Raw genomic sequence first — 24001 nt, 5'->3', positions numbered from 1 at the left:
TTCCTCTTCTCTTCGTCTAGTTGGTCAGAAAGCAGGTCTCCCACCCGGACGCGGACGGCGTTCCGGTGTGGAAGGAGTGCAGGGCGAGTGCGGTGCCTGCGGCACCTTCGAGGAGCCCGATGTCGCCGCCGCTAGGAGGGCTGATCAGGGAGTCCGCCAGGGCGCCCGGCGCGGTGTCGGCGATCGGGGCCAGGAGCCGGGGCAGGCATGCGGTGAGGCCGGGCGTGAGGGCGTCGTCGGCAGCGAGGCGCGTGATGTGCGCCAGGCCCGCGAAGCCGTGGCACAGGGACATGTCCACGGTCGCGTCGAGTTGGCCGGAGTCGGTCATGGCGCGCAGGAGGGCGAACTCGGCGGCGTGTTGGCGCGCCGGATCCTTGAGGGCCAGGGCGGCGAGTTGTTGGACGCGGGCGAATCCGGCGGTGCCGTAGCACCAGGACGGCCGGGAGGGGCCGGGCCCGGTCGTGCCGGATCGTAGCTGCTCGCGGGTGATCCAGTACGGCCACCACGGGCCGGCGGGGCTGTCCTGCTGCCAGTGGTCTAACCAGGTCAGGATGCGGGTGATCGCGTCGAGGTGGCCGTCGACGGTGATGCCGCGGCGGGCCGCGAGGGAGAGCACGGCGAGGGGGCCGCCGATGCCGTGGGCGACGCCGTTGTTGGCGTGTCCTTCCGGATACGCCGGGGAGATCGTGCCGGAGGGGGCGAGGTGGCTCCACCAGCCGGGCAGAACTTCCCCGTCGTGCTTGACCGGCTCGGTCAGCCGGACCAGGTAGGTCAGGACCTCGCGGAGGACGTCGGTGTGGACATTGCGGTGCAGCAGGAGCCCGCCCATCCCGCTCAGGCCGCGGATCGCGTCGAACTCGGCCAGCAAGGGCATCTCACCGCGGTCCATCCGTGTGTGGGCGTCCGCGAGCCGGTCCAGGATGGCCTTCGTGACGTACCGGTCGAGGGTGTCCAGGGCGCGGGCGTAGCGTCCGGGGCGGTCGGCGGCGGCGTGGAGGGCGAAGGCGAGCGCGGGCGCCCCGTAGTAGAGGTGGCTGTCCGGGCCGCCGACGGCGGGTTCGGCTGCGGCGCAGGCGAGCCAGTCGTGGGCGCGTGGCCACGGGCCCTGGTCGGCGCGGGCCCGCTCGATGTGTAGCAGCGCGACACCGGCCGCGCCGTGCGCGAGCGACTGCGGCCACCAACCCTGGCGGTGGTGCAGCCCCCGTACGTCCTGCGGTGAGGCGAGTCGCTCGGCGAGGACGTCGGCGGTGGCCAGTGCGCTGTCACTCAGGTTCATCGGTGATCTCCTCGGTGAGTCCAGGCCATCGCGGCGGCGTGGGCCAGCCGTATGCACATCCGCTCGTCGTCCTTGTCGATGCCGGCGGCGCGGATGTGGTGGGCGTGCAGCAGCGAGTCGAGAACAAGGTCCGGGTCGATGCCACCACCGGACGCATCCAGCTTCTGCCGGTAGCAAGCCAGGGCCGCATCGCGCCCGCTCCAGGCTCTGGAGATGGCGGCGCCGCCGGGGACGGCACGCAGGGCAGCCCAGCCGTCGGTCGGATCGGCCAGACGTACGGCCTGACCACGCACGGTCCGGTCCATGGGACGCGGGTCGATGATCCGGCCGTGGGTGATCAGCCAGTCCATGCCGGCCGCGGTGCTGCCGGTGAAGGCCGCAGCGAGGGACACGAAGTTCGCTGCGGCAAGGGCCTGTCGGTGCGGGCGGGTGCTCTGGGCGAACTGGACGGCCAGCGCTCGGGAATCGGCGGCGAAGACGTCCTCGGCCAGACTCATCAGCGGCCCGGCGCCCCACCGGCCGGTCTCTGGGTAGGAGGTCGCGAACTGCATGTCGGTGAGGAGCCCGGCACGCCGCAAGCCGTTCGCCCACGAACTCACGCGCCGCGCGGTGAGGGCGAAGTCCTGCTCGCTGGGGACCGCGATGCGCAGGCGCAGGTGCCAGCGGGGGTCGCAGTAGCGCATGTACCACCAGGCCAGCTGATCGTCCCACTGATTGAGCAGCACGGGAAGGTGGTCGGCAAGGATCTCGGGCTGTCGTTCGACGTGCCCGTACAGCTTGACCAGCAGCCAGAAGGCGGCGCCCGGAAGATGACCGTGCTCGCGCGTGATGAGTCGGTCGGCGGTCACGGGCGGGACAGCCGGCCACTGGGGCGGGCGCACGGCCGTCATCGGGGCGATGACCTCGTGGGCCCGTCCGTCGAACCAGCCTCCGTCGGATTCCGTTTCCGTCAAGATCGCCGATTCGTGGGTGACCAGGTGGGCGCGCAGCAGCGCGAGGTGCGCACGTTCGGAGAGGTCCAGCGGCAGGAGCTGGTCCTCTTCAGCCAGTGAGACTTCGTCCGGGACTCGGCGGCGTGTGCGCCACTCGTCGGCCGCCTTGTGCCACTCCTTCCAGGGGGCGCGGCGGTCGGGCAGCTCCGACCGGTCCAGTCGCCACCTCGCCTGCGAGAGGATCGCGCGCCCGTAGCGGACGCGCGGCAGGTACGGCAGGGCGGTGGCGGACGCCCAAGGGAAGATGCTCAGGACGGCGGTCTGGGAGCGGCTGATCTCGGTGAGGAAGCGTGCGAGCGGCGGCGTGTGGCCTCGCAGGTCCAGCGCGTGCAGGGTCATGGGGTCCAGCAGGCACGCGCGGGAGAGGGAGACGAGGTAGAGCCTGCGGCGGTCGCAGCCCACGGCGAGGTCGTCGAGCGTGACGGTGCGCTCGTCCACCGGACGGTGCTCCGCCAGGCTAATGACGGCTGGCAGGAGTTCGGCGACGCGGGTGACGTTGGTGTCTCCCCGGTCGAGTGGAGTGAAGGAGACCTGCGTGGGCACCGAGCCGGGCGCGTTGACCGGTAGCTTCCCCAGCATGGCGGCGGCGCGGCGCTGATCTTCTGGTGCGAGCAAGCCCAGGCTCCGGCCGATCGTGGTGCCGATCCCGCGGGAGGGGGCGATGCCGTGAAGGGCGAAGTCTCCACTCTCCAATGCTTCTTGGGATGTGGCGCGGATCTGGAAGCGCAGCTCCGTGTGGGCCGGTACCTGCGGGGCGTCTCGGTCTCCGACTGTCAGTGTGCGGATCAGGTCCTCGTCCAGGCTGATTTCGTCGCGGCCATCGAGGACGGCCGCCTGGGCGAGGGAAAGCAACCGCTGTTCGCGGCTGGTCAGGGCCTCACGCTGCTCAGCTTCCGCGTCGCGGTATCCGGCCGGGAAGCCGAGGCCGACGTCCGGGTCCACCAGGTCCCGGACCGGGACGAGCGAGTTGATGCCGTACCGCTCGAAGAACCGATTGTGGAAGTCCTTCCACGCCGGCGTGCCAAAGGGGTACGCACTCAGCCGGGCCAGCACCGTGGCGGCCTTCTCAGCCTCGCGGGCAACCTCTGGGGGCAGAGTGAGAGAGCAGTCCATGCGCAGGTCCAGCGTGAGCGGCTGGGCCTTGACGGTGCTCAAGGCGGTCATCTTCAGACGTAAGGCAGTACGCAGGCACCGGCCGTCCGTCGGAGCCAAAACCTGGTTGTGCTGGGCGATGGCGTCGCGGACCGCCCGCAGGTCTGCCACGAGGTCCGCAGCTGACGGCGCGCCGGCGGCCTCGGCCTGCTCGACCAGGTGGTCCAAGGCATCGAGGGTGGCAGAGGGCGCGTGCAGGCTGCTGATGAGCACACCGCGCTCGACCAGGCTGCTGACGAGCCCTTCCACCCGGTCAGCGGGAACGTCGGGGTACTCGGCCCTCATCAGTTCCACGAGGGTATGAACGGGGACGGGCGAGGCAGCGGCATCGACGGCGACACGTACGGCGTTGGTGTACCGGAGGGACACTTCAGCCGCCGGGCTGCCTTCGGTGTGGCGTGAGCGGGACGGGTAGGGCACGATCAGCCGATCACCCCGTACGAAGACGGTGTTGTTGGCTACCACATGCAGGTGCCGCAGAACTTCAGGGTGTGTTTCCAGGCGGGCGATCAGGTCCGCGATCCAGTCGCCATCGGCACGGATGACGGGTCGGTGCTCCTCACCCCAGGACCATCCCGGCCGTTCCCCGAACGAGGCGTGCGCGACGCCGGCGAACAAACCATTCGGGGTCGCTCGGCCCGTCATACGCAGCAGGTACCGCATGACCGACACCACTGCGCGGCGCACCTGACGGGTCTCAGGGCTGGCCACCGAGCACAGGGCCTGAACCTGCTGCGCGAGCAGAGGGCTGGCCTGTTCCATAGCTTCGGCAGCCTCGGACAGCGACCAGACGTCGCGCAGCCACGTCTGCCACCGCACCTCACGATCCGGGGCGTCGTCGGTGAGGTCCGGCCACGCGGGAAGCGGCAGCCTCGGGCAACGGGCGGCGCGCACCAGCGCAGCGTCCGCGCACCGGTACAGCGGACCGTCCTTCCGTGAATCCATGCACCCTCCCTGGTTGTGGCGCGTTGGGGTGCCAGCCCGCGCGGCGCAAGGCCGCACGGGCTGGCAGATTGGCGCGCTCGGGGTCAGGCCACGTTGGTGGCGCAAGACCCCTTGCAGCTCGGCTTGCAACCGTCATCCGTCAGGTTGATCACCGTGGCGGAGCCGTCGCCGGACTCCAGGACGCTGATGTCCAGGTCGAACGCATCACCCTCCGCCGTGGCGGCCGGGGACTGCGCCTGAGCCTTGATGGTGTTCGCGTTCATGCAGGTTTCTCCCTAATCGTCGTGCGGTGGAAAATGATCAGGCCACGTTGGTGGCGCACGGGCTGGAGCAGGTGCTGCCGCAGCCGTCGTCGGTCAGGTTGATCAGCGTGGCGGAGCCGTCGTCGGACTCCAGGACGCTGATGTCGAGGTCGAATTCGTCGTTCTGCATGTGCTGATTCCTCCGTTGCCGTGCGCGGCTCCGATCGAGCCGCGAGGGGAGTGCCGCGCGGGCGGCGCCGGCACGACATGGGCGTCGTGCCGGTGGTCTGGTGCGGTCAGGAGCCGCTGGAGATGCAGGCGTTGCCGCAGGTCGAGCCGCAGCCGCCGTCGGAGGCGACCGTGCCACCCGATTCGATGACGCTGATGTTGAGGTCGAACGGGTCCTGCGCGGCAGAGGCCGAGACGGTCCTTACGCGTTGGTCGGTCACCCTGGGAGTCACGGGAATCCTCCTGGTCGATGTGGTGGAACGCTTCGATTCGGTGTGTTGCTGTACGGCCGGCTCTGTCCGATGGGCGGCAGCTGTATGCCCTGCGCCGCTCGGGCCTCCTCGGCCACCTCGCCAGACACGAGAACTGCTGTCCGGCTGAGAATTGGGGACGGACACGGAGCCCGAAGAAGGGTGACGGGACCGAGATACGCGTCAGGTTGCTGCGCGCTGCGCCTGCGGGCGATTCTTGGCGGCCTGGTCCAGCACCCGGGTGAAGTGCTCGGCCTGCTCATCGCCCTCGGCCTCCTCGGCACGGAGGCCGCCGAACCGCTTCCAATAGCGCTGGCAGACGTCGCTCTCCATCAGCTTCGCGGCGTAGAACGGCAGATGTCCGGTACGGACGAAGCCGAGACGGTCGCGAACGCTGAGCATGCAGATGAGCCGATTGGCCGCGAGCAGCTGCATGTACTCCTTGGCGTCGAGGTCCTCGGGAGCCCACAGCCTGGCGAGGGCGGGGCTGTTGGACACCTGAGCCAGCCAGTCGAGCTGGGTGCCGGTGAGGAACGCCTCGTTACGCTCGGCCTGATGCCGTGCGTCTTGCTTGAGCCGGGTGGCTCCGACCACGGCGGTGGTGAGGGAGACGGCAGCACCGGCAGCGAGGACGGCGGTGGTGAGCTTCATCGGGCAACGAACCTTTCCCAGAGCAGATTTGCGGCAGGTGGGCTGGCGGATAGAGAACCCGGGGTTCTGCTGGTTCACGCGGCCCCCGAGAGGAGGACGGTCGGGGCTTCGTCGGCGGAGCTGTCCGGTGCGTAGCGGCGGCGCACCGTTGTGAAAGCGACGGCAAGGGGCGGCAGACCCACGGTGGCTCTGCGTGCGTCGACGGACCCCGGCGCGCGCAGCGGGCACAGCTCGATCCCGTCGGCGCTCAGCAGGAACTGGGTGCCGTACTCCTGGGCGCGTCCACTGGTGACGAGGGCGCGGTCGTGCAGGTGCGCCCAGTGCTGGACGAGCGCGTCGCCGGCCTGGACCGCACGTCCGAGCAGGGTGGTGGCGGCGCGCTGAAGGGCGTAGTCGTCGTCGCTGTGCAGGGCGATGCTCCATGCGGCGCGGGCGCCGTCGAGGCCGACGAGGCGATGGCCGGGCCAATCGTGGTCGGCCAGGATGTGGCCCAGGATTCTGGCGTTGACGTGGTCGATGTGACGGCCTTGACCCACTTGGATGGCGTCGAGCTGATTGCGTACGCGCTTGGCCCGGTGCCGGGCGGATTGCGCGGCACGGGCAATCAGCTCGCGGGCGAGGTCCGGCCGCTGCGGTTCGTCGGTTGTCACAGGCTGCTCCGATCAGGGGAGATCGGCTCAGGCAGGTGGACTTGGCAGCTGATCAGCGCGTGGAGTCCGGCACGGTGTTCGGCTGGCAATTCGAGGCGGACTCCTTGATTGCCGTCGTGTGCCCGGCCGGACCCGATCAAGTTCCAGCCGTAGTTGATGAGTCGGAGACAGAGGTCGGCTCGGGACTCCACGGGGTAGCCGAGGTGGGTCGTGACCTCGGCACGGACGTGCGGGAGCCCCAAGCGGGCGGCGAAGTCCGATGCCCACAGGGTGATCAGGCGGGTGATGTCGTCGCTCTCGTCGGGCAGGGTGTGGACGTAGCCGAGGAAGAGACAGGGGCCTTCGCCCCAGCTGAGGCCGGGGTCGCGCTCGGGAATCAGGCAGGCCAGCAGTCTCCCGTCCTCGAAGAGTCCGGCCGGCTTCGTCTTCGGGTCGCGGAGGAGGCCCGGAATGTCGGCTTGCCCGGGTACGGGGAGACCATGCAGGGTGAGCCAGCGCTGGCTGTCCTGGACGAGGGCGGCGGCTTCCTCGCGCTCGGCGTCCGTGCGTAACGTGCGCACCTCGTACACGGCGGCCGAAGGCGCCGGAGCGAAAGGTGCCGCGGGTGACTGCTCCCGATCAGCTGCAGAGGCCGGGGCCCGGGTCACTGGCTTCCTCCGCGCTGTGTCGGCTGGGCCGGCAGCAGCTTCCAGCCGTGCGCCAGAATCACCAGATGGGTGGGGTTCTGCGCGACGGTGTCGGTGAGGAGCTGGTCGAGTGCGGCGCGCTGGTCGGCGGGGGCGAGCTTGGCGGCGATGGCGATGTCGCGGGGGTCGCTGTGCTCGGCGACGGCTCGGAGCAGCAGCAGCTGGTCCGGGCCGAGCTTCGGCGCGGGCCTGTCTGCTGGGGGAGTGGCCACCTGCCGGGCGGCGAGAAGGTGGTGCACGATCACCGGGGGCTTGCAGCGGGGCGGGCAGTGGAGGCTTTCGCGGATGTCGCGGATGTAGTGGCGGACGGTCACGGCCGACAGCCGGGTCTGGGTGGCGATCTCCTTTGGTGTGAGGCCGCCTACCAGGTGCTGGGCGACGCGCTGCAGGGTCGGTGTCAGAGGAGTGACGGGAGCGCTGGTCGTTACGGACGGGGTCACGGTGTCACTTTCTGGGCTGGGATGGACGGTCACTGGGAGGGGTGCCGTCGGCCCCTGCGGGGGACGGGGGCCGGCGGCACGGGCCCGTACGCGGCGGTGGGGAGTTACGGGCTGCCGCGCACGGGGGCTCATGCGGCGGTCGGGGCGGGCGTGCCCAGGCGGCCTCGGCGGCGAGGTGTTCCGACCACTGGATGTGGTCCTCGTCGAAGGCGGCATCCGCCAGGCGTATGCGCTGGACTTCACCGGTCCCGGCGGGTGGGTAGGTGTGCTGGATGTCGCGCCACAGGCGCTGGAGGACGTAGTCACCGTCGAGGGCGTGGGCGCCGTGCAGTTCCATGGCGTCCTGGGCGGACTGCATGGCCCACTGGTGGCCGAGGTATTTCGAGTTGATCAGTTCGGCGTCGCAGGGCAGGCCCCGGTCGAGGAGGTGCACGGACTGGTAGGCGAGTATCCGGCCGGCGCGCAGGCGGGCCTCCATGCCGCCGACGCGGTCCCGCAGGACGGGCAGGTCGGACAGGGCGCCCTGGTAGCGGGGGCGGGTCTTGAGCCGGCTGGTGGTGGTGTCCACGACTGCTTCGTGGATGCCGAGGCTGAGGGCGGCCAGGTTGGGGCGGCCGTAGATGATGCTGCTGCTCTGGGCCACTGCCAGACCTTGGCCGATCTCTCCGACCACGTTGTCGTCGGGGACGCGGACGTGGTCGAGGTCGAGGCGGCCGGCGGAGAAGCCGTGCAGACCGAGCCCGGCACGATGGGCGGGGAGCGAGAGTCCTGGGCGGTCGGCTTCGACCATGAACGCGGTCAGCGCCTGGGAGGTGCTCACTCCGGCTGCGGCGGTACGGGCGACGACGAGGTGGGCCCCGGCGAGGTGACTGTTACCGATGTGGATCTTGCTCCCGGTGATCACCCACTCGTTGCCGGTGCGTTCGGCGGTGGCTTCGATCCCGCCGATGTGTCCGCCGGCTTGTGGTTCGGTCACGGCGATCGACAGCAGCAGTGACCCGTTCGCGACCTGGGGAAGCCAGCGGCCCTTCTGCTCGTAGGTGGCGAAGTGCAGCAGGGCGCCGACGGGGATGAGGGTGGCCTGCAGGATGGCGGCGGCAGCGGCCGAGACCCGTGCGATGCGGTGGACCAGGATGGTCTTGGCCACGTGTCCGGCACCCAGCCCGCCGAAGGCGGCCGGGATGGTGACGGCGAACCAGCCCCGGGCGGCCATTAGACCGGCGACCTTGCGCTCCACCCTGTCCGGAGCGGCCTCCATCCGCACGGCCTGCGGCGCGGCGTGCTCGACCGCGAAGGCATCGGCCTCGTGCCAGAGCAGCTCGTGCCATGCGACGTCCTCGTCAGTCTCGCCGAGGTAGGGACGCAGCGCCGGTGGAGGCGTGGTGGGTGTGGCGGACATGGTCTCCCTCTCCCTGGATGAAGGTCGCAACGTGGAGCTGCCGGGGATTCGCCTACGGCTCCCGGGTGGGGGTGAAATGGCCTAGCGGAGGGGAGCCCGGGACATGTGGTCCATCACCTGCGCGCCGGTGTTGATGGTGATGTCCCTGATCCGTCGGGCCTCGCTCAGAGGTCGCTTCTCGGGGTCGATGACGCACACCGTGCCCAGCACAACACCGCTCTCGTGGATGAGCGGGGCGCCGAAGTAGGAGCGGATCCCGACGGCGTCGACGACCGCGTTGCCGCTGAAGCGCGGGCTGGCGTGCACGTCGTGCAGCGGCAGGGCCTTCCTGCGGGCCATGACCTCCGGGCACCAGCCGTGGTCGCGGCTCATGGTGCGGCCGACGATGACGTACCCGCTGTCCGCGGGCGGCTGGTGCAGTCCGACGAACTTCTGCTTCTCCAAGCCCAGGTTGACAAATCCGTACAGGAATCCCGCCCGCTCAGCCATGTGGCTTGCCATGTCGTCGAAGTCCTCGTTGGCCACGGTGGGCACGCCCAGGCGGTGCAACAGCTCGTAGCGCTGCGCCAGCTCCAGTGACTGCTGGGGCGACTGACTGGTGAGGGCGGCGGCGGGCTGGGCGACTGAGCCACCGATGGCGTCCCGCATGTCGCGGCGCGGCAAGGACCGCGCGGGCGGGGTGGCCTGCGGCGTGCGGTAGGGGTCGCTGGGGTGCTGTGACATCAGGCGTCCTGGAAGGTGGTAGAAGGGGCGTGACCAGCGCGATTGATGGTCGCGACGCTATTCACGGCGTGGTCGACGAGGGCCAGCAGAACGCCGGCGACGTGATTCGTGTCGCGGGCGTCGCAGGTGACCACCGGCACGGCAGCGGGGAGTTCGAGAGCGGCGCGGACCTGCTCGGGGTGGTAGCGGTGCGCCCCGTCGAACTGGTTGACCGCGACGACGAAGGGCAGGCCGATGTCCTCGAAGAAGCTGACGGGCGTGAAGCTGCTCTCCAAACGGCGGGTGTCGACCAGGACGACCGCGCCAACGGCGCCGCGGGAGAGGTCGTACCAGAGGTCGACGAACCGGTCCTCACCCGGCGTGCCGAACAGGAACAGCTCCAGAGGCATCGGCGCGTCGGGCAGGCTCAGTCGGCCGAAGTCGAAGGCGACCGTGGTGGTCACCTTCGCCTCGATGCCCGCCAGGCTGTCGACGTCCGCGCTCGCCTCGGTCAGGTACTCCTCCGTGCTCAGCGGCGTGATCTCGCTGACGGCGCCCACGGCGGTGGTCTTGCCCGCGCCGAATCCGCCGGCGATCACGATTTTCAGCACGGTCGGTGCACCGGCCCGCGGGGGCGGCGAACTATGCAGCACCGCGGCCGGATCATCCGGCCTGGCAGTAGGCAACGGCATCAGGCCACTTCCTCTTCAAGCCAGCTGTTACGGCTGCCAGCAGTTGGACAGACGGGCCGGAGCCCGCGCCGGTATCGGCATAGGGATGGGTCAGGGGGACGACGAGGGCGTCGGCGTCCAGGAGGTCGGAAACGAGGATCTTGACGGCGGTCACGGGCCGGCCGAGGCGGCCCGCCAGCTCGACCACCGACCGCCGGCGCTCCCGGCACAGGGCGAGAATCTCCTCGCACTCCTCGGCTTGCGCCGGGCCTGGCCTTCCCTGCCCAGCCTCCAGGACGGTTTCCAGAGCGAGCAGGTGCCGCGGCTTGGTACGCCCGCGCGTCACGGTGTAGGTCCGCACGAACGCCGACTCCTCGGCCGCGCGGCCGTACGTGCTCACCGGACCTCTCCGCCCGTGCCGCCACGGACGGGGATCACCATGTACGGGGCGAACTTCTGGACCAGGCGCCCCATCTCGAAGCCGACGGTGCCCACGTCGGCGTCCCGGGTGGCGATGACGGCGAGGATCGTGTCCACCTCACCGCGTTCGTTACCGGGGTGGTTGTCGAAGGCCGCGCTGCGCCCGGCGCTCTGGACGAAGAACAGGCAGTCGGATCGCTCGATGATGACCTGGCCCGCCGGCCTCTTCTTCCCACGCGGACCGGTGATGTTCGCCGCGAGGGAGGCCACCCCGCTGAAGGCGGCCGACAGCTCGTCCGCCCAGTCCTTGTCGACGTCACTGTCCAGCAGCCGCAGTCCGTCGCGCGAGATCAGCACGGCGTGCGTGACACCCAGCGTCTCGGAGGCGAACTGACGCAGCAGCCAGACCATGCTGTCCCGCTGTCCGCTTGTGGTCGTCGCGGATGCGGGCATGTCGCCGGTCATGTTGTGCATCGCGTGGTGGGTGCTCATAGGGGTCGCTCCAGAAGGGGGAAGGGCCAGTGGATGTGCCGGGCCACCGGGAACGGACGGGTCAGGGGGTTGGATGTTCTGCCGAGGCGGGAGGGGAATCGGCGGTGCCGCCGGCCTGGAGGCCGTTGCGGAAGGCGGCTGCGAGTCCGGGCGTCGCCGCGGCCATGGGGGCTTGCTCCCGCTCGTGCGGTGGACGGAAAGGTTCCGTTCGGCGTGTGCGCGTCGGCAGAGCGGGCGCGTCAGCCGACTGACCTGCCTCTGCGGTCGGCGCCCCAGCGGCGCCCGGGCGTGCGGCTTGACCCGCCCCCGAGGCGGCTCGAGCCGCGGCCACCTGCTGCGGCTGCCGCCCGGACGTTCGGGCTTCCTGGGGCGGCGGCGCGCCCGCATCCTCGACCGATGGAATGGCTACCAGGAGCCGTGCCGGTATGACGACCAGGGCGGTGGTGCCTCCCGTCGCGTTCTCCTGCAGGAGGACGGACAGGCCGTGTGACTGGGCGATCTTCGAGGCGACCAGCAGGCCGAGCTGCCCGGCCCGGACCTGGCCGCTGACGTCGACCTCGTCCGGGGCTTTGAGCAGGTGGTTCATCTGTGCCCGCGTCTGCGGGTGCATCGGGATGGCGCGGTCCTCGACCTCGATGGCCAGCCCGTGTGGCACCCGCTGCGCGCGCACCATCACCCGCGTCTCTGGATCCGAACACTCGCAGGCGTTCTCGATCAGCTCGGCCAGCAGGTGCGTCAGGTCCGGCCCCACATGGCCGGGCAGCCCCAGCTCGGCACCCACGGATCCGGCCGCGACGGCCACCCGCGGATACTGCACGACCTCGGAGACAGCGCCACGCAGGGCCGTCGTGACGGGAACGGGCCGGCGCACGCTGCGCAGGGACTGTCCTCCCAGGACCGCCGTGCTCTCGACCTGGCGGCGCATCCGCGTCACGAGGTGATCGATCTCGAAGATCTTGGCCAGCAGCTCCGGGTCGTCGGTCAGCATCTCCAGCTGGCTCAGTGCCTGGAGTGCCTTGCTGACCAGGGCGTGCTCGCGCATGGCCAGGCGGCGAAGCACCTCCAGGAGGACCACGGACTGGGACTCGTCGTGCACGCGGATCAGCGACATGATGGCCTGCGCCTGGAGGGCACTCAGCGTGTTGTCGATCCCGGCGTTTGCAGTGGGCGACTGCGCGGTGTGCGGGTCCGGCAACGCTGGACGTTTTCCGCGGCACAGCTCGTCCGCCGACCACAGCACCGACTTCTCAACGGCTGCCGCTGCCCCTGTGACCGCTGTCAGCGCTGCTGCCTGGGACTCCTCCACTGCCGACTGCACGGTACTGGCGACGGTGCGTGTTCCGTGTGCCGCCACCGCGACGACCGCCGCCAGTCCGCAGACCAGGCCGGCCAGGACCCAGCCGGGGCCTACGACAGACCCCGACCGGAGAGCGAAGGCGGCGAGCAGCAGCGCGGCAAGGAGTGCCAGGGGCAGTGCCACGGCGCGACGGGCGAGGTACAGCGTCGTCGCGTCGACCGGGGGCCGCCGTCTGCGGTGGCCGGTAGCGGCCGGCCGTGCCGGGAAGGCGCTGTCAGGCATGGGAATCCTCGTCAGGGGTGGGGTGGCTATGCGTGCTGCGGCGTCAGGTCTGCGGTGGACTGGCGCGTGCTGCGGGAGGTTGACCGGGGTGCGGGAACCGCGAGCGCGGCGTGGCGGGGGCAGGACTGCGTCGCCATCTGCTGAAGGAGCAGGGCGCTCTGGATCAGGCCCATGTGGCTGAACGCCTGCGGGAAGTTGCCGAGCTGGCGCTGCTGGACGGGGTCGTACTCCTCCGCCAGGAGCCCGAGGTCGGTGCGCAGAGCCAGGAGGCGTTCGAACAAGGCGCGCGCCTCGTCGGGGCGGCCGGTCAGGGCGAGGCCGTCGACGAGCCAGAAGTTGCACAGGAAGAAGGCGCCCTCGTCGCCGGTCAAGCCGTCCACCCCGACGTCCTCACCGCAGGTCGGGTACCGGTACACGAGCCCGTCGTCCGTGGAGAGTTCACGACGGACCGCATCCACGGTGCCGATGACGCGCGGGTCATCGGGCGGCAGGAAGCCGGTGCGGGGGATGAGCAGCGTGGCGGCATCCAGTTCCTGCGAGCCGTAGGACTGGGTGAAGGTATTGCGCACCGGGTCGAAACCCTTGTCACAGACCTCCCGGTGGATCGCCGCCCGCAGCTCGACCAGCGGGGCCACGTCGATGTTGAGGGCGCCGGCTTCGACCAGGCGGATGGTGCGGTCGACCGCCACCCAGGCCATCACCTTGGAATGGACGAAGTGCCGGCGGGCACCGCGGATCTCCCAGATGCCCTCGTCGGGCTCCCGCCAGCGCTGGACCAGGTGCTCGATGAGCCGCTGGTGCAGGACCGCGGTGTCGGCGCAGTGGGCGACTCCGCTCCGGTGTGCGAGATACAGGGTGTCGATCACCTCGCCGTACACGTCCAGCTGCAGCTGATCCGCAGCCCCGTTCCCGACCCGCACCGGCGAGGAGCCTTCGTACCCGGGAAGCCAGGGAAGCTCCCGCTCCCGCAGGTCACGTTCCCCGGTGATCCCGTACATGATCTGCAGGTTCTCCGGGTCCCCGGCCGCGGCCCGCAGGAGCCATCGCCGCCATGCTTGTGCCTCGTGCCGGTATCCGGTCCCCAGCAGTGCGGCGAGCGTCGTGGCGGCGTCGCGCAGCCAGGTGAAGCGGTAGTCCCAGTTCCGGTCGCCGCCGATCTCCTCGGGAAGCGACGTGGTCGGCGCCGCCACGATCCCGCCGCTCGGCCCGTAGGTCATGGCCTTCAGCGTGATCGAGGACCGGACCACGGCCTCGCGATAGGGCCCGTCGTAGGTGCACTCCTGCGTCCAGTCCTGCCAGAAGGCGAGCGTCTCGGCGAGGGCGGTCTCAGGGGCAGCAACGTCAGGGGCGGCTGCATGGGACGGGCACCAGCTGAGCACGAACGCCACGCTCTGTCCGGCGGCGACGGTGAAGGCGCTGACGACGACGCCGTCCTTCTCCACCTGCGGGACGCAGGTGTCGAGCCACAGAGCGTCCGCGCCGGCCTCCGCGACCATGCGCCCACCGACCTCGTGGATCCACGGGCTGACGCTGCCGTACCCGGGCCGAGGACGCATGGCCGAGACCATCTCCACCTCGCCGCACAGGCCCTCCACGATCCGGATCACCTGCGGGGCCCCGTCGCGCGGCGGCATGAAATCCAGGACCCGGACCGAACCAGTCGGGGTACGCCACAGCGATTCGAGAACGAGCGAGTCACCGCGGTACCGGCGCCCAGCCACTGTTCCGGAGCCGGGCCGGCCTGCGGACGAGGCCGGGGAGATCTGCCAGGTGCCGTGCTTCTGTGTGCCGAGCAGGCCGGCAAACACGGCCGGTGAGTCGAAGCGAGGCAGGCACAGCCAGTCGATCATGCCGTCGTCGCAGACGTGGGCGCTGGTCTGCGTATCGCCAATCAGGCCGTACTGCTCAATACGTGGAAGGCGTTTCATCTTGTGTGGATCTCCGTTAAGCCCCGCTGGTCTGGGGGTGTTATAGGGGCCGCCGAAGCGGCCGGGGACAGGCCGGGAGTCAAGGAGTCAGCGGTCACCGCGGGGACGCAGGCTCGCTCGGAGGTGGCGTGGAGGCCCTGTCTGCGGGATCGAGGCCAGTCGCACGAGGGCCTCGGCACACCAGCCACGCCATCGGGACGAGGATCAGTCCGATGAGGAGCGCTCCGGTGAGGGTCATGTCCGGGGCACCGAAGCGGCCCACACCAGGCAGGTGAGGGCGACGGCGAAGACCGCACCGCGCAGCACGTTGATCTGCGGTGTCCATCGAGCCAACCTCCGTGCCGGTCGACTCGCTCCGACGTCGTCCAGCCGGATCTTCGCGATGAGTTCCTGCGTTGCCTCGGCGAGTCTGACGAGGTGCACCCGGCTGGGCAGATAGCCCTCCGGGAGCCCGACCGAGCAGAGTTGCTGCGCACGGAGCAAAACCGGCTCTTGCGAAGGCATCAGGAATCCGAGCTGGTTGACGTGCCCTCGCAGCCGCAGGACGAGGTTCTCCACATCGGCGGCGGTCTCGGGCACTGGCGAGTCCTCGCCCAGCACGAGCGTCACCGTCTCCGTCGCGGACACCGCTTGGTCACGCCCGGCACCCGGATCACTGAGGCTCCGGTCCTGACCACTGCGTTGGCACAACGCCCGGCGAGGGACCAGCGAGAGACGCATGACACAACTCCTATGTAGATCAAGCCAAGTTGGGTGAGAAACGCCGTGCACCGCAGTCGGTCGGCGTGCAAGGTGAGTGATCCGGCCGCTACGTTGAGCGAACCGCGAATCCCCGCTGAGGGGTATGCCTGCGCGGCCCGCAAGGCCGTCAAAGGCGTCAAAGATCATTTCGGACCCGAGGGGCACCCCATGGCCCGTGAGCGAAACATCGCCCTCGCCGCACTCTTGCGCGAAGCGGGCTGGTCCCAGCCCCAAGCAGCCGCCGCCATCGCTCGTGTCGCCGCGGAGAGCGGTGCACGCGAGTTGGAGGCCGTCTCCCGCTCGCACATCGCCATGTGGGTCCAGGGCACCAAGCCCAGCGGACGAGCGCCCCATATCCTGCGTGAGACGCTGTCCCGCAGGCTCAGCCGCCGCCTCACCCTCGCTGACCTCGGGCTGGAAGACGGACCGACAGGCTCGCCCGACAGCAGTTCCGACTGGAGCGTCGACCCTCTGACCGTGCTCGCCGAGCTGGGAAGCGACGACCTGGACATGCACCGACGCAAGCTGCTGGCAACCGCCGCGTACTCGGCCGCCGGCCTCACACTGCCCGAGAGCACGTGGTGGACAACCGCCCCAGCCGCGGCAGCATCGCGCCCAGCGGTCTCCCCACGACTGGTAACGCAGGCCGACATCAGCGACGTCCGCAACCTGACAGCCTTCTACTCGGCGCGGGACCAGCAGCGTGGTGGAGCCTCGGGGCGCTCGGCCCTGGCAGGCCACCTCCGCGACGAAGCGGTGCCACTGCTGGGCAGCAGATTCCGAACGGAACGGCACCGCCGGGACACATACTCGGCCGTGGCAGAGATGACCTACATCGCAGGCTGGATGGCGTTCGACGCCTCGGAGCACCGCACCGCCCAGCGCTACCTCACCCTCGCCGCACGCATCGCGGCCGAAGCCGCAGACGGACCGCTGGGCGGCCACATCCTGCGCGCCCTCGCCCACCAGGCAGTCGACCTCGGGCACCCACGCAGGGCCCTCGACCTGGCCGACGCCTCCATGGCCCACACCCACTACGGCCAAGCCAGCTCGCGCGAGAAGGCCCTGCTCTCCATCGTCCACGCCCGCGCCCTGGCCGCCGACGGCGACCGCCCCGGCACCCTCGCGGCCATCAGCCGGGCGGAGCGGGATCTCGCCCGAGCCGACAACGAGGATGCCCCCGAGCGTGTGGGCTTCTTCCAGGAAGCCTCCCTCGCCCACGAGACCGCCTGCGCTCTGCGCGACCTGGGCAACCCCTTCGACGCGGAACTCCACTTCCAGCGCAGCGTCGCCACCCGCCGCCGACAGCAATACGCCCGCACCCACAGCGTGACCCTCGGCTACCTGGGCGCCGTCCAGGTCCAGCAAGGACGTCTCGACGAGGCATGCGGCACCTGGGCACAAGCCCTCGACGCCATGGCCGGCGTCCAGTCCGGCCGCGCCCGCGACATCATCCTCCGTATGCAGAGCGACCTGTCGCCCGTGAGGCAACGTGGGGGCCGTCACGTGGCCGCACTGGACCGCCGGGCGCGGGAGATGCTGCGCGCCATAGGCTGACCACAGGGCAGGTCCGCGGCTGCGGCTGGTGGCTGCTGTACACGCGACTCCAGGGGAGAGGAACGAGCGCCGATGGCAACGTACGAGGTTGAATCGATCGCAACGGTCGTCGGAGGCCACACCCGCGTCCAAGACGATTACCAGGGCGGGGCGGAATCGATCATTCGACTGAATGACGCCTTCCCACTCGAAACGCTGCAGGGCATCGAGGCGTTCTCCCACTTGACGGTGACGTGGCGCTTCCACCTTGCACAACCCGAGGATGTGCAACTCCACGCCCGCAGCCCCCGAGGCAACCCGCAGTGGCCGGCGACCGGAACGTTCGTTCACCGGAATCACCGACGGCCCAACCAGTTGGCCGTCAGCTACCCGAAGCTGCTCAGCGTGAAAGGCCGCGACCTCCTGGTGACCGATCTCGACGCGGTCGACGGGACGCCGGTCGTGGACCTGGCCCCGTACTTTCAGGAGATGGGCCCCCGAGGAGCCGTCCGGCAACCGGCCTGGCCGGGCGAGATGCTCGCAAGCTACTGGTGTGACGCGTCGAAGCGCCCGTAGACAGGCTTGCCGCGATACCTCGCGCATCCGCACGGTAGCCGTTGTCAACAGCGTGCTCGCGGGTTCGCTAGGCATGTCCCTGGCCTCCCCAGTCGCGGTGATCCGTCTCACACCGACGACCGTAGGGAACAGGGTGCGATCACACCCGAGCTGTCAGCTCGGGTGACCCAGCGGCTCGCTCACACCAGTCCGATCCGTTCGGCCATTTTCTCTGCCTGCCGGGCTTGCATGGCCCGCGCCCTACGGATGACCGTGAGCACTAGTTGGCGGGCGAGGGGGTTGCGCGCGAGATCCTCGGGCGCGAGTGTCTCCAGCTCCCGCAGGGTCAGCAGCGTGGCTGCGTCGTCGCGGCGTTGAGAGTGGCAGGCAGCGACCTCCAGGCCGAACGTGAACTCCCGCTCTACAGACGGAAGTCCGTCGCTGTCGATGGCGTCCGCTGTGTGTAGGGCTTCACCGGTCTCGCCCGCCTCCATGTCGATGGACAAGGAGTGCAACGCCACATTGGTCGGGCCGAAGACGGTCCAGGCCACGTTGCTCTCATCGGGCACCCGGCGGGCTGCAGGTGCAGCGTATTGCCTTAGCCGCTCGCGTGCTTCCCACCACCGGCGGCGGCGTGCGGCGCCGACCACGGCGACGAGCTGTAGGGCGCCGCCCATCGCCACTCGCTCGGCCTCGGGCATCGTTGTCGCGGCGACCTGCTCGGCCGCGCAGAGCGCAAGCTCCTCCGCCTCTGCTGGCTGGCCGGCAGCGAGCAGGACGTGGCCTAGATTCCATTGGGCGGCGGCGATGCGCAAAGGATCGTCGGCGTCCTCAGCAGCGCGCTGGGCTCGGTCGGCCGCGATGGTGGCCAAGTCCACGCGGCCGGTGCGTCGTAAGTACGACCGGAGCAGACAGTAGAGGTCGGCCGCTGCCCGCAGCACGGCTCGCCGTTCGGCCGGGTCGTTACCGGCGCGGGCGGCCCGGACGGCATGCTCGACATCGCCAACCAGGTCGGGCAGCGTCTCGGCAGCCTCCGTGAAACGGGTGCCGCTCGTCTGCCAGGACTGCCAGGCGACCTCCACACGGTCCCGTAGTACAGCCGCCGGAACCGGGGCGGTACTGCGGGGCGGACCATACCCGAGGAAAGCACGACCGACCGCGGCCTCCGCCGTATCTGTCGACTCAGCTTCCACGGGCGCTTGCTCGGACAGCAGCGCTGCGGCTGGCACCCCCAACTCCTGGGCAAGGGCGTACAACATGGGCACCGACGGAACCTTCAGTCCGCGCTCGATCTGCGACAGATAGTCCGGACTGATACCGACCAGCCCAGCGACGGCGTCCTGCCTACGCCCGCCGCGGTAATGCCTGATGCGGTCCCCGATGGGGAGGTCTGCTGCCACCATGTGTCCGCTCCTCGATGCTTCTTCCGAGCGTAGGGTGCGGGATGCACGGGGACCCTGCTGTTCTGGAGAAGGGAGCTGCCGGTGCCGGAACTGGTGCTGTGGGACATCGATCACACGCTCATGGCCACAGGCGGGCTGGGCCGCGAGCTGTGGGCCGACGCATTCGAGCAGGTGACAGGATGTGCGATGCGCGAGCAGGCGTCGGTCACGGGCTCGACGGAGCGTGTGATCCTGCGGGAGACCGCCCGGCTCCACGGTCTCGACTACGACGAGGAGCTGTTCACCCGGTTCGCTGACGCGCTTGGCACGGTGCACGTTCGGCGCGCAGCCGACCTGCGCGAGCGTGGCCACGCACTGCCAGGTGCCGCCACGCTTCTTGCCGCACTCGATGAGCGGGGCTTGCGGCAGTCAGTTGTGACCGGCAACGTTCGGCTTGCGGCCGAGGTGAAGTTGGCTACGTTCGGTCTGGATTCGTACCTTCGGCTTGAGGAGGGCGCCTTCGGGGAGGACGGAGAGGAGCGCCCTGAACTGCTGCGCATCGCTCTTCAACGGGCGGACGTCACTGGGCCAAAGGCCGTGTTCTTCGGGGATACCCGAGCGGATGTGGCGGGCGGGCGTGCAGCTGGCGTTCGGACGATCGCGGTCGCCACCGGCAAGGCCTCGGTGGCCGAACTGAAGGATGCGGGTGCCGAGTCCGTGCTCGACGGTCTGGCCGATGTTGCGCTGGTGCTCGGCGCGTTCCGGGGATGAAGAAAGCAGCCCCGTCCCAGGCTGAGCAGCAGGAAGGCCCAGGCCGATGCCGGGATCTCGAGAAGCGGCTGCGGAGGGCCCAGATGATCAATCTCGGCAGGGCCGCGGCTGCCTCGCCGGTTCCGCCCGACTCACGCCTCCCACCGCAAGAGCCGCGCCCGCGTCGGGCGTACCTCCGCGTATGAAGATCTGGATGATCCTCCGCCCGATGGCCGCCTCAAGGACAAGGGCGTTCACCACCCCATGCTCGGCCTCGCTAGCCTCCATCGCCTCATCTTCAGAGGGTGCGTGGCAGCGCCGCTGGCCAATCGGCATGCCCTACATCATTTACAGCACAGCCCTTAGCTTGATCTTGAACCTGTGCGGCGGGGCTTTGGGCTGGTTGACTTCATTCTTTTGTCGTTCTGCTGGCTGTGTCTTCTTGGGTGTGTGCAGTCGTGGCGCGGTGCGGGATGGGTGTTCTTTCGGCCCGGTGGTCGGTCCGGGGCCGGGGCGGGTGGGTTTTGGTGCTCTGGGCGGGCAGGCGGTCTGTGGGCGGATGTGCCGGAAGTCGCGGCCGGACGCGGGCGGGAGCGAGCCGGTCTGGAGAGCTGGGGTTTTCCCAGGGGCGGCGCCGGTCCGGCTCGGCTGCGAGTGTGCGGGCGAGGCGGTGTTGGGTGTAGGCGGCGAGGATGAGCCAGGTCCGGCGGTCGGCGGCTTCGGGGAGTGCGGATATTTGGGGAGGTCCAGCCGAGGGTCTGTTTGAACAGGCGGAAGGTGTGCTCGATGTCGAAGCGTCGCAGGTAAGCCTGCCAGAGACGATCGGCGTCTGCCGGGGGGCGTCGGTGCCTGACCACCACGGCCAGACCGGCTTCGGTGTTGCTCCGTTGGGCAGGTGGTCGATGTCGAGGCGGAGCACCGTGCCTTCGACGACCGGGAGGGTGCCGTCGGTGGTGGCCCAGGAGGAGCGGTGGGTGAGCCTGGGGTGCAGCCGGTCCCAGGAGCGGGCCTTGGCGGTGCCGTAAAGGCGTGTGTCGGTGACGGTTTCGGTGTCCGGGACGCCCCAGGTGTCGGGCTGGCCGAAGACGAATTAGCCGCCGTGCCGGGGTGGGCGGCCCATCGTGTGTGGCTGGCGGGGTGGGAGAGCCCGGAGCAGCACCCGGTCCGAGTGCATCCGGGCGAGCATTTCGACCGGCAGGTCTTTGAGGAGGAACGCAAGGCGGAATGCGTCGTATCCGGCGTCCGCGATGACGGGGACGTCGCGGTCGCCCTCTTGCCATTGCCCGGCGGTGATCAGTCGGTTGAGCAGGTCCCGCAGCTGTCGGGCGGTGACGGTGGCCGTGTCGTCCCCGAGGGCCAGGCGAAGCACGTCCAAAGGGGCGGCCCAGGAACTGCGACCGGCTCGAGCGCGCAGATGATCGAGTACGGCCAGCCGGGGACAGGGATGTGCTGGTCTTTTCCCCGGCCGTAGGTGTGACACGGGATCCGCTGCGGTGAGGTGTGCACGTCGGGGCGTAGCCAGCAGGTGATGTCGATGGCCAGGACCAGTCGGCCGTCGGCGGCCCGCGGCAATGGCACCGCGGCCAGGGCCCGCCGCAGCCGGCCGGTATCGACCCGGCCACCGGCGCCGGCGGCGTATAGCCCGCCATGACCGCGGCGGTGCTCGCCGGCCAGCGACAGCTCGGCCAGCGATCTCACTGGCCCGTCGCCGCACAGAACAGCGTCAGCCAGCTCGAACAACGTATCCGAACGAGCGGTGAGGCAGGAGTAGAACTCGCCCCGGAATCATGAAAGTTCAGCCAATGCCTTTTGTCGGGCATCGCGATGCGACGGACTCATCCTCACGGCCTTCGTGCTGAAGATGTGTGTTCCTTGGTCGGAGCACATGTTCAGACGAAGGCCGCCTTGGCGTACGGCGGTTATACAAACCGAGTGATCAACTTCGAGGCACGACACCGGCCGTTGCAGATCAAGTTGGGCGCAGATTCCGCCACCGTCTCACGGTGGCGGAAGACATCGGCGATGCGCACGATCTGCGTCCGACCCCCTTAGGACTGGGCGGAAAAACGGCGCAGGCGGAGCGAGTTGCCGACCACCGATACCGACGAGAAGGCCATCGCGGCTCCGGCGATCATGGGATTGAGCAGGCCCGCCGCAGCCAAAGGTAGGGCCGTCACGTTGTACAGGAAGGCCCAGAAGAGGTTCGAGTGGATGGTCCCGAGGGTCTTGCGGGAGAGCCGGATGGCATCCGCCGCCGTGCGCAGGTCACCGCGTACGAGCGTGAGATCGCTGGCCTCGATGGCCGCGTCCGTTCCGGTTCCCATGGCCAGGCCCAGGTCGGCTTGCGCGAGCGCGGCCGCGTCGTTGATGCCGTCGCCGACCATGGCGACACTGCGGCCCTCGCTTTGCAGCCGCTTGACCACGTCCGCCTTGTCCTCGGGCATCACCTCGGCGATCACCTCGGTGATCCCGACCTCCGCCGCGACGGTGTCGGCCACTGTCCTATTGTCCCCGGTGAGCAGGATCGGGGTGAGACCGAGCACGCGCAGGCGGCGGACGGCTTCGGGACTGGTCTCCTTGATGGCGTCGGCCACTTCCAGCACGGCTCGCGCCGCCCCGTCCCACGCCACCAGGATCGCAGTCCGACCGGCGGCCTCCGCCGCTTCCTTGGCTCGCTCCAGCTCGACCGGCAGACGGATCTCCCACTCGTCCAGAAGCCGCCCGCGGCCCACGAGCACCGCATGTCCCTCGACGATGCCTTGGACCCCGAGTCCCGCCACGTTGGTGAAGTCCTCGGGAACGGGGAGCGTGCCGACCTTCCGCGCCGCGCCTTCCGCCACGGCGCGGGCGATCGGATGCTCTGAGGCGTTCTCCAGTGCGCCCGCGAGACGCAGAGCGTCGGCCTCGTTCTCGTCCACTCCGGTCCGTACGGCGACCAGCGTCATCTGTCCGGTTGTGACCGTGCCAGTCTTGTCGAGGACGACCGTGTCGACCTTACGGGCCGTCTCCAGGACCTCTGGGCCCTTGATGAGAATTCCCACCTGGGCGCCGCGGCCAGTGCCGACCATCAGAGCCGTAGGGGTGGCCAGACCCAGGGCGCAGGGGCAGGCGATGATGAGTACGGCGACCCCGGCGGTGAACGCCGCCGACAGGCCTGCGTCGTTGCCGAGCCAGAAGCCGAACGTGCCGGTCGCGAGGGTGATCACGACTGGAACGAAGACGGCCGAGATGCGGTCGGCCAAGCGCTGAGCGGCCGCTTTGCCGTTCTGCGCCTCCTCGACGAGCTGTGCCATTCTGGCCAGTTGGGTGTCCGCGCCGACCCGGGTGGCCTCGACGACGAGCCGGCCGCTGGTGTTCAACGTGGCGCCAGCGACGCTGTCGCCGACGACGACTTCCACCGGGACAGACTCTCCGGTCAGCATGGAGGCGTCGACGGCGGACGATCCCTCGACCACCGTGCCGTCCGTGGCGATCTTCTCGCCCGGACGCACGAGGAAGCGGTCACCAGTGCGCAAATCCCCAATCGGCACTGTGGATTCGACGCCGTTGCGTACGACCGTGACTTCCTTGGCTCCGAGTTCCAGAAGGGCCTTGAGCGCGGCGCCGGCCATCCGCTTGGAGCGAGCTTCGAAATAGCGGCCCGCCAGGATGAAGGCGGTGACACCGGCCGCTGCTTCCAGGTAGATGTTCCCGGCACCGTCACTCCGGCCGATGGTCAGCTCGAAGGGGTGTGTCATTCCTGGGGTGCCCGCGGTGCCGAAGAACAATGCCCACAGGGACCACAGGAATGCCGCGGACGTTCCGACCGAGATGAGTGTGTCCATCGTCGCGGCGCCATGCCTGGCGTTGGTCCACGCGGCCTTGTGGAAGGGCCAGGCCGCGTAGGTGACCACGGGTGCGGTCAGGGTCAGGGAGAGCCATTGCCAGTACTCGAACTGGAATGCCGGCACCATGGCCATCGCGATCACCGGTACGGCGAGGACCACAGTGGTCACAAGGCGCTGGCGCAACGACCGGTGTGGGTCGGGTTCTTCAACGGTTCCGGACTCTGAGGTGCTGTCCGCGGCGACGGGCGTCGGCTCCTGGGCGGTGTAACCGGTTGCCTCCACCGTGGCAATCAGATCGCTGACAGCGATGCTGCCGCTGTAGGTCACCTTGGCCTTCTCCGTCGCGTAGTTGACGGTCGCCTCGACACCGTCCATGCGGTTGAGCTTCTTCTCGATCCGGGCTGCGCACGAGGCGCAGGTCATGCCGCCGATGGCGAGTTCGACCTCGCCGACGTCGGTGAGGTTGGTCATCACTGCTCCTCAGGGAGGGAGCTGGGCCCGTCCGG

General features: G+C 69.5%; 22 protein-coding genes and 1 pseudogene. 3 read left to right on the top strand and 20 right to left on the bottom strand.

Annotation, left to right across the window (positions count from 1 at the left end):
• Nucleotides 1–16: 16 nt before the first annotated feature.
• From Sco07f_RS37885 to Sco07f_RS37805, 17 genes are all read right to left on the bottom strand, one after another.
• Nucleotides 17–1276, bottom strand: a complete 1260-nt coding sequence (locus tag Sco07f_RS37885; protein WP_108990582.1) for a lanthionine synthetase C family protein — start codon at nt 1274–1276, stop codon at nt 17–19.
• Nucleotides 1273–4365, bottom strand: a complete 3093-nt coding sequence (locus Sco07f_RS37880) for a lantibiotic dehydratase (RefSeq protein WP_108990581.1) — start codon at nt 4363–4365, stop codon at nt 1273–1275. Before Sco07f_RS37880 ends, Sco07f_RS37885 begins: the two co-directional genes overlap by 4 nt.
• Before the next feature lie 83 nt (nt 4366–4448).
• Nucleotides 4449–4628 (bottom strand): FxLD family lanthipeptide, encoded by a 180-nt coding sequence (locus Sco07f_RS37875; RefSeq protein WP_108990580.1) that lies wholly within the window; start codon nt 4626–4628, stop codon nt 4449–4451.
• 37 nt (nt 4629–4665) lie between these two features.
• Nucleotides 4666–4797, bottom strand: coding sequence for an FxLD family lanthipeptide (locus Sco07f_RS37870; protein WP_011031314.1), 132 nt, complete (start codon nt 4795–4797; stop codon nt 4666–4668).
• A gap of 106 nt (nt 4798–4903) precedes the next feature.
• Nucleotides 4904–5068 (bottom strand): FxLD family lanthipeptide, encoded by a 165-nt coding sequence (locus tag Sco07f_RS39945; RefSeq protein ID WP_159107047.1) that lies wholly within the window; start codon nt 5066–5068, stop codon nt 4904–4906.
• Between the two features lie 201 nt (nt 5069–5269).
• Nucleotides 5270–5737, bottom strand: a complete 468-nt coding sequence (locus Sco07f_RS37860) for a DUF6082 family protein (RefSeq protein WP_108990578.1) — start codon at nt 5735–5737, stop codon at nt 5270–5272.
• 74 nt (nt 5738–5811) lie between these two features.
• Nucleotides 5812–6387 carry a DUF6624 domain-containing protein gene (locus tag Sco07f_RS37855; RefSeq protein WP_108990577.1) on the bottom strand — a complete coding sequence of 192 codons (576 nt, stop codon included), beginning with the start codon at nt 6385–6387 and terminating at the stop codon, nt 5812–5814.
• Nucleotides 6384–6947: a hypothetical protein gene (locus Sco07f_RS37850; RefSeq protein WP_308408059.1), complete on the bottom strand. Its 564-nt coding sequence runs from the start codon at nt 6945–6947 to the stop codon at nt 6384–6386. The genes Sco07f_RS37855 and Sco07f_RS37850 overlap by 4 nt, the downstream gene beginning before the upstream one ends.
• An 83-nt stretch (nt 6948–7030) precedes the next feature.
• Nucleotides 7031–7513, bottom strand: a complete 483-nt coding sequence (locus tag Sco07f_RS37845; RefSeq protein WP_244942244.1) for a helix-turn-helix domain-containing protein — start codon at nt 7511–7513, stop codon at nt 7031–7033.
• A gap of 4 nt (nt 7514–7517) precedes the next feature.
• Nucleotides 7518–8912 carry an acyl-CoA dehydrogenase family protein gene (locus Sco07f_RS37840; protein ID WP_108990574.1) on the bottom strand — a complete coding sequence of 465 codons (1395 nt, stop codon included), beginning with the start codon at nt 8910–8912 and terminating at the stop codon, nt 7518–7520.
• Between the two features lie 81 nt (nt 8913–8993).
• Nucleotides 8994–9635, bottom strand: a complete 642-nt coding sequence (locus Sco07f_RS37835; protein WP_108990573.1) for a GAF domain-containing protein — start codon at nt 9633–9635, stop codon at nt 8994–8996.
• Entirely contained in the window at nt 9635–10225 is a 591-nt protein-coding gene (locus tag Sco07f_RS37830; RefSeq protein ID WP_167468338.1) for a GTP-binding protein, read from the bottom strand. Before Sco07f_RS37830 ends, Sco07f_RS37835 begins: the two co-directional genes overlap by 1 nt.
• Nucleotides 10226–10277: 52 nt before the next feature.
• Nucleotides 10278–10685 carry a DUF742 domain-containing protein gene (locus Sco07f_RS37825; RefSeq protein WP_108990572.1) on the bottom strand — a complete coding sequence of 136 codons (408 nt, stop codon included), beginning with the start codon at nt 10683–10685 and terminating at the stop codon, nt 10278–10280.
• Nucleotides 10682–11197: a roadblock/LC7 domain-containing protein gene (locus tag Sco07f_RS37820; protein ID WP_108990571.1), complete on the bottom strand. Its 516-nt coding sequence runs from the start codon at nt 11195–11197 to the stop codon at nt 10682–10684. The genes Sco07f_RS37825 and Sco07f_RS37820 overlap by 4 nt, the downstream gene beginning before the upstream one ends.
• Nucleotides 11198–11258: 61 nt before the next feature.
• On the bottom strand, nt 11259–12776 hold the full coding sequence (locus tag Sco07f_RS37815; RefSeq protein ID WP_108990570.1) for a sensor histidine kinase: 1518 nt from the start codon (nt 12774–12776) through the stop codon (nt 11259–11261).
• 26 nt (nt 12777–12802) lie between these two features.
• Nucleotides 12803–14704, bottom strand: a complete 1902-nt coding sequence (locus Sco07f_RS37810) for a glycoside hydrolase family 15 protein (RefSeq protein ID WP_108990569.1) — start codon at nt 14702–14704, stop codon at nt 12803–12805.
• A 234-nt stretch (nt 14705–14938) separates the two neighbouring features.
• Nucleotides 14939–15313 (bottom strand): DUF6415 family natural product biosynthesis protein, encoded by a 375-nt coding sequence (locus Sco07f_RS37805; protein WP_244942243.1) that lies wholly within the window; start codon nt 15311–15313, stop codon nt 14939–14941.
• Nucleotides 15314–15613: 300 nt separating this feature from the next.
• Here Sco07f_RS37805 and Sco07f_RS37800 point away from each other — a divergent pair, with 300 nt between their 5' ends.
• Nucleotides 15614–17002, top strand: a complete 1389-nt coding sequence (locus Sco07f_RS37800; protein WP_174855478.1) for an NsdA family TPR-like regulatory protein — start codon at nt 15614–15616, stop codon at nt 17000–17002.
• A gap of 72 nt (nt 17003–17074) precedes the next feature.
• On the top strand, nt 17075–17557 hold the full coding sequence (locus Sco07f_RS37795) for an SAM-dependent methyltransferase (protein ID WP_108990568.1): 483 nt from the start codon (nt 17075–17077) through the stop codon (nt 17555–17557).
• 179 nt (nt 17558–17736) lie between these two features.
• Here Sco07f_RS37795 and Sco07f_RS37790 read toward each other — a convergent pair whose 3' ends face one another.
• A complete protein-coding gene (locus Sco07f_RS37790; RefSeq protein WP_108990567.1) occupies nt 17737–18939 on the bottom strand; it encodes a helix-turn-helix domain-containing protein in 1203 nt (400 codons plus the stop codon).
• 81 nt (nt 18940–19020) lie between these two features.
• Between Sco07f_RS37790 and Sco07f_RS37785 the strand changes: the two genes are divergently transcribed.
• On the top strand, nt 19021–19689 hold the full coding sequence (locus tag Sco07f_RS37785; RefSeq protein ID WP_108990566.1) for an HAD family hydrolase: 669 nt from the start codon (nt 19021–19023) through the stop codon (nt 19687–19689).
• 341 nt (nt 19690–20030) lie between these two features.
• Here the strand turns inward: Sco07f_RS37785 and Sco07f_RS37775 are convergent.
• A pseudogene (locus Sco07f_RS37775) lies at nt 20031–21408 on the bottom strand (NF041680 family putative transposase).
• 308 nt (nt 21409–21716) lie between these two features.
• The gene (locus tag Sco07f_RS37770) at nt 21717–23966 is read right to left on the bottom strand and encodes a heavy metal translocating P-type ATPase (protein WP_108990564.1); all 2250 of its coding nucleotides are present in this window, start codon (nt 23964–23966) and stop codon (nt 21717–21719) included.
• Nucleotides 23967–24001: the final 35 nt, after the last annotated feature.

This window comes from Streptomyces coelicoflavus, from assembly GCF_003112555.1.
Lineage (GTDB): Bacteria > Actinomycetota > Actinomycetes > Streptomycetales > Streptomycetaceae > Streptomyces > Streptomyces coelicoflavus.
The sequence above is the reverse complement of the archived record's forward strand: the minus strand, read 5'-3'. Positions and strand labels throughout refer to the sequence as shown.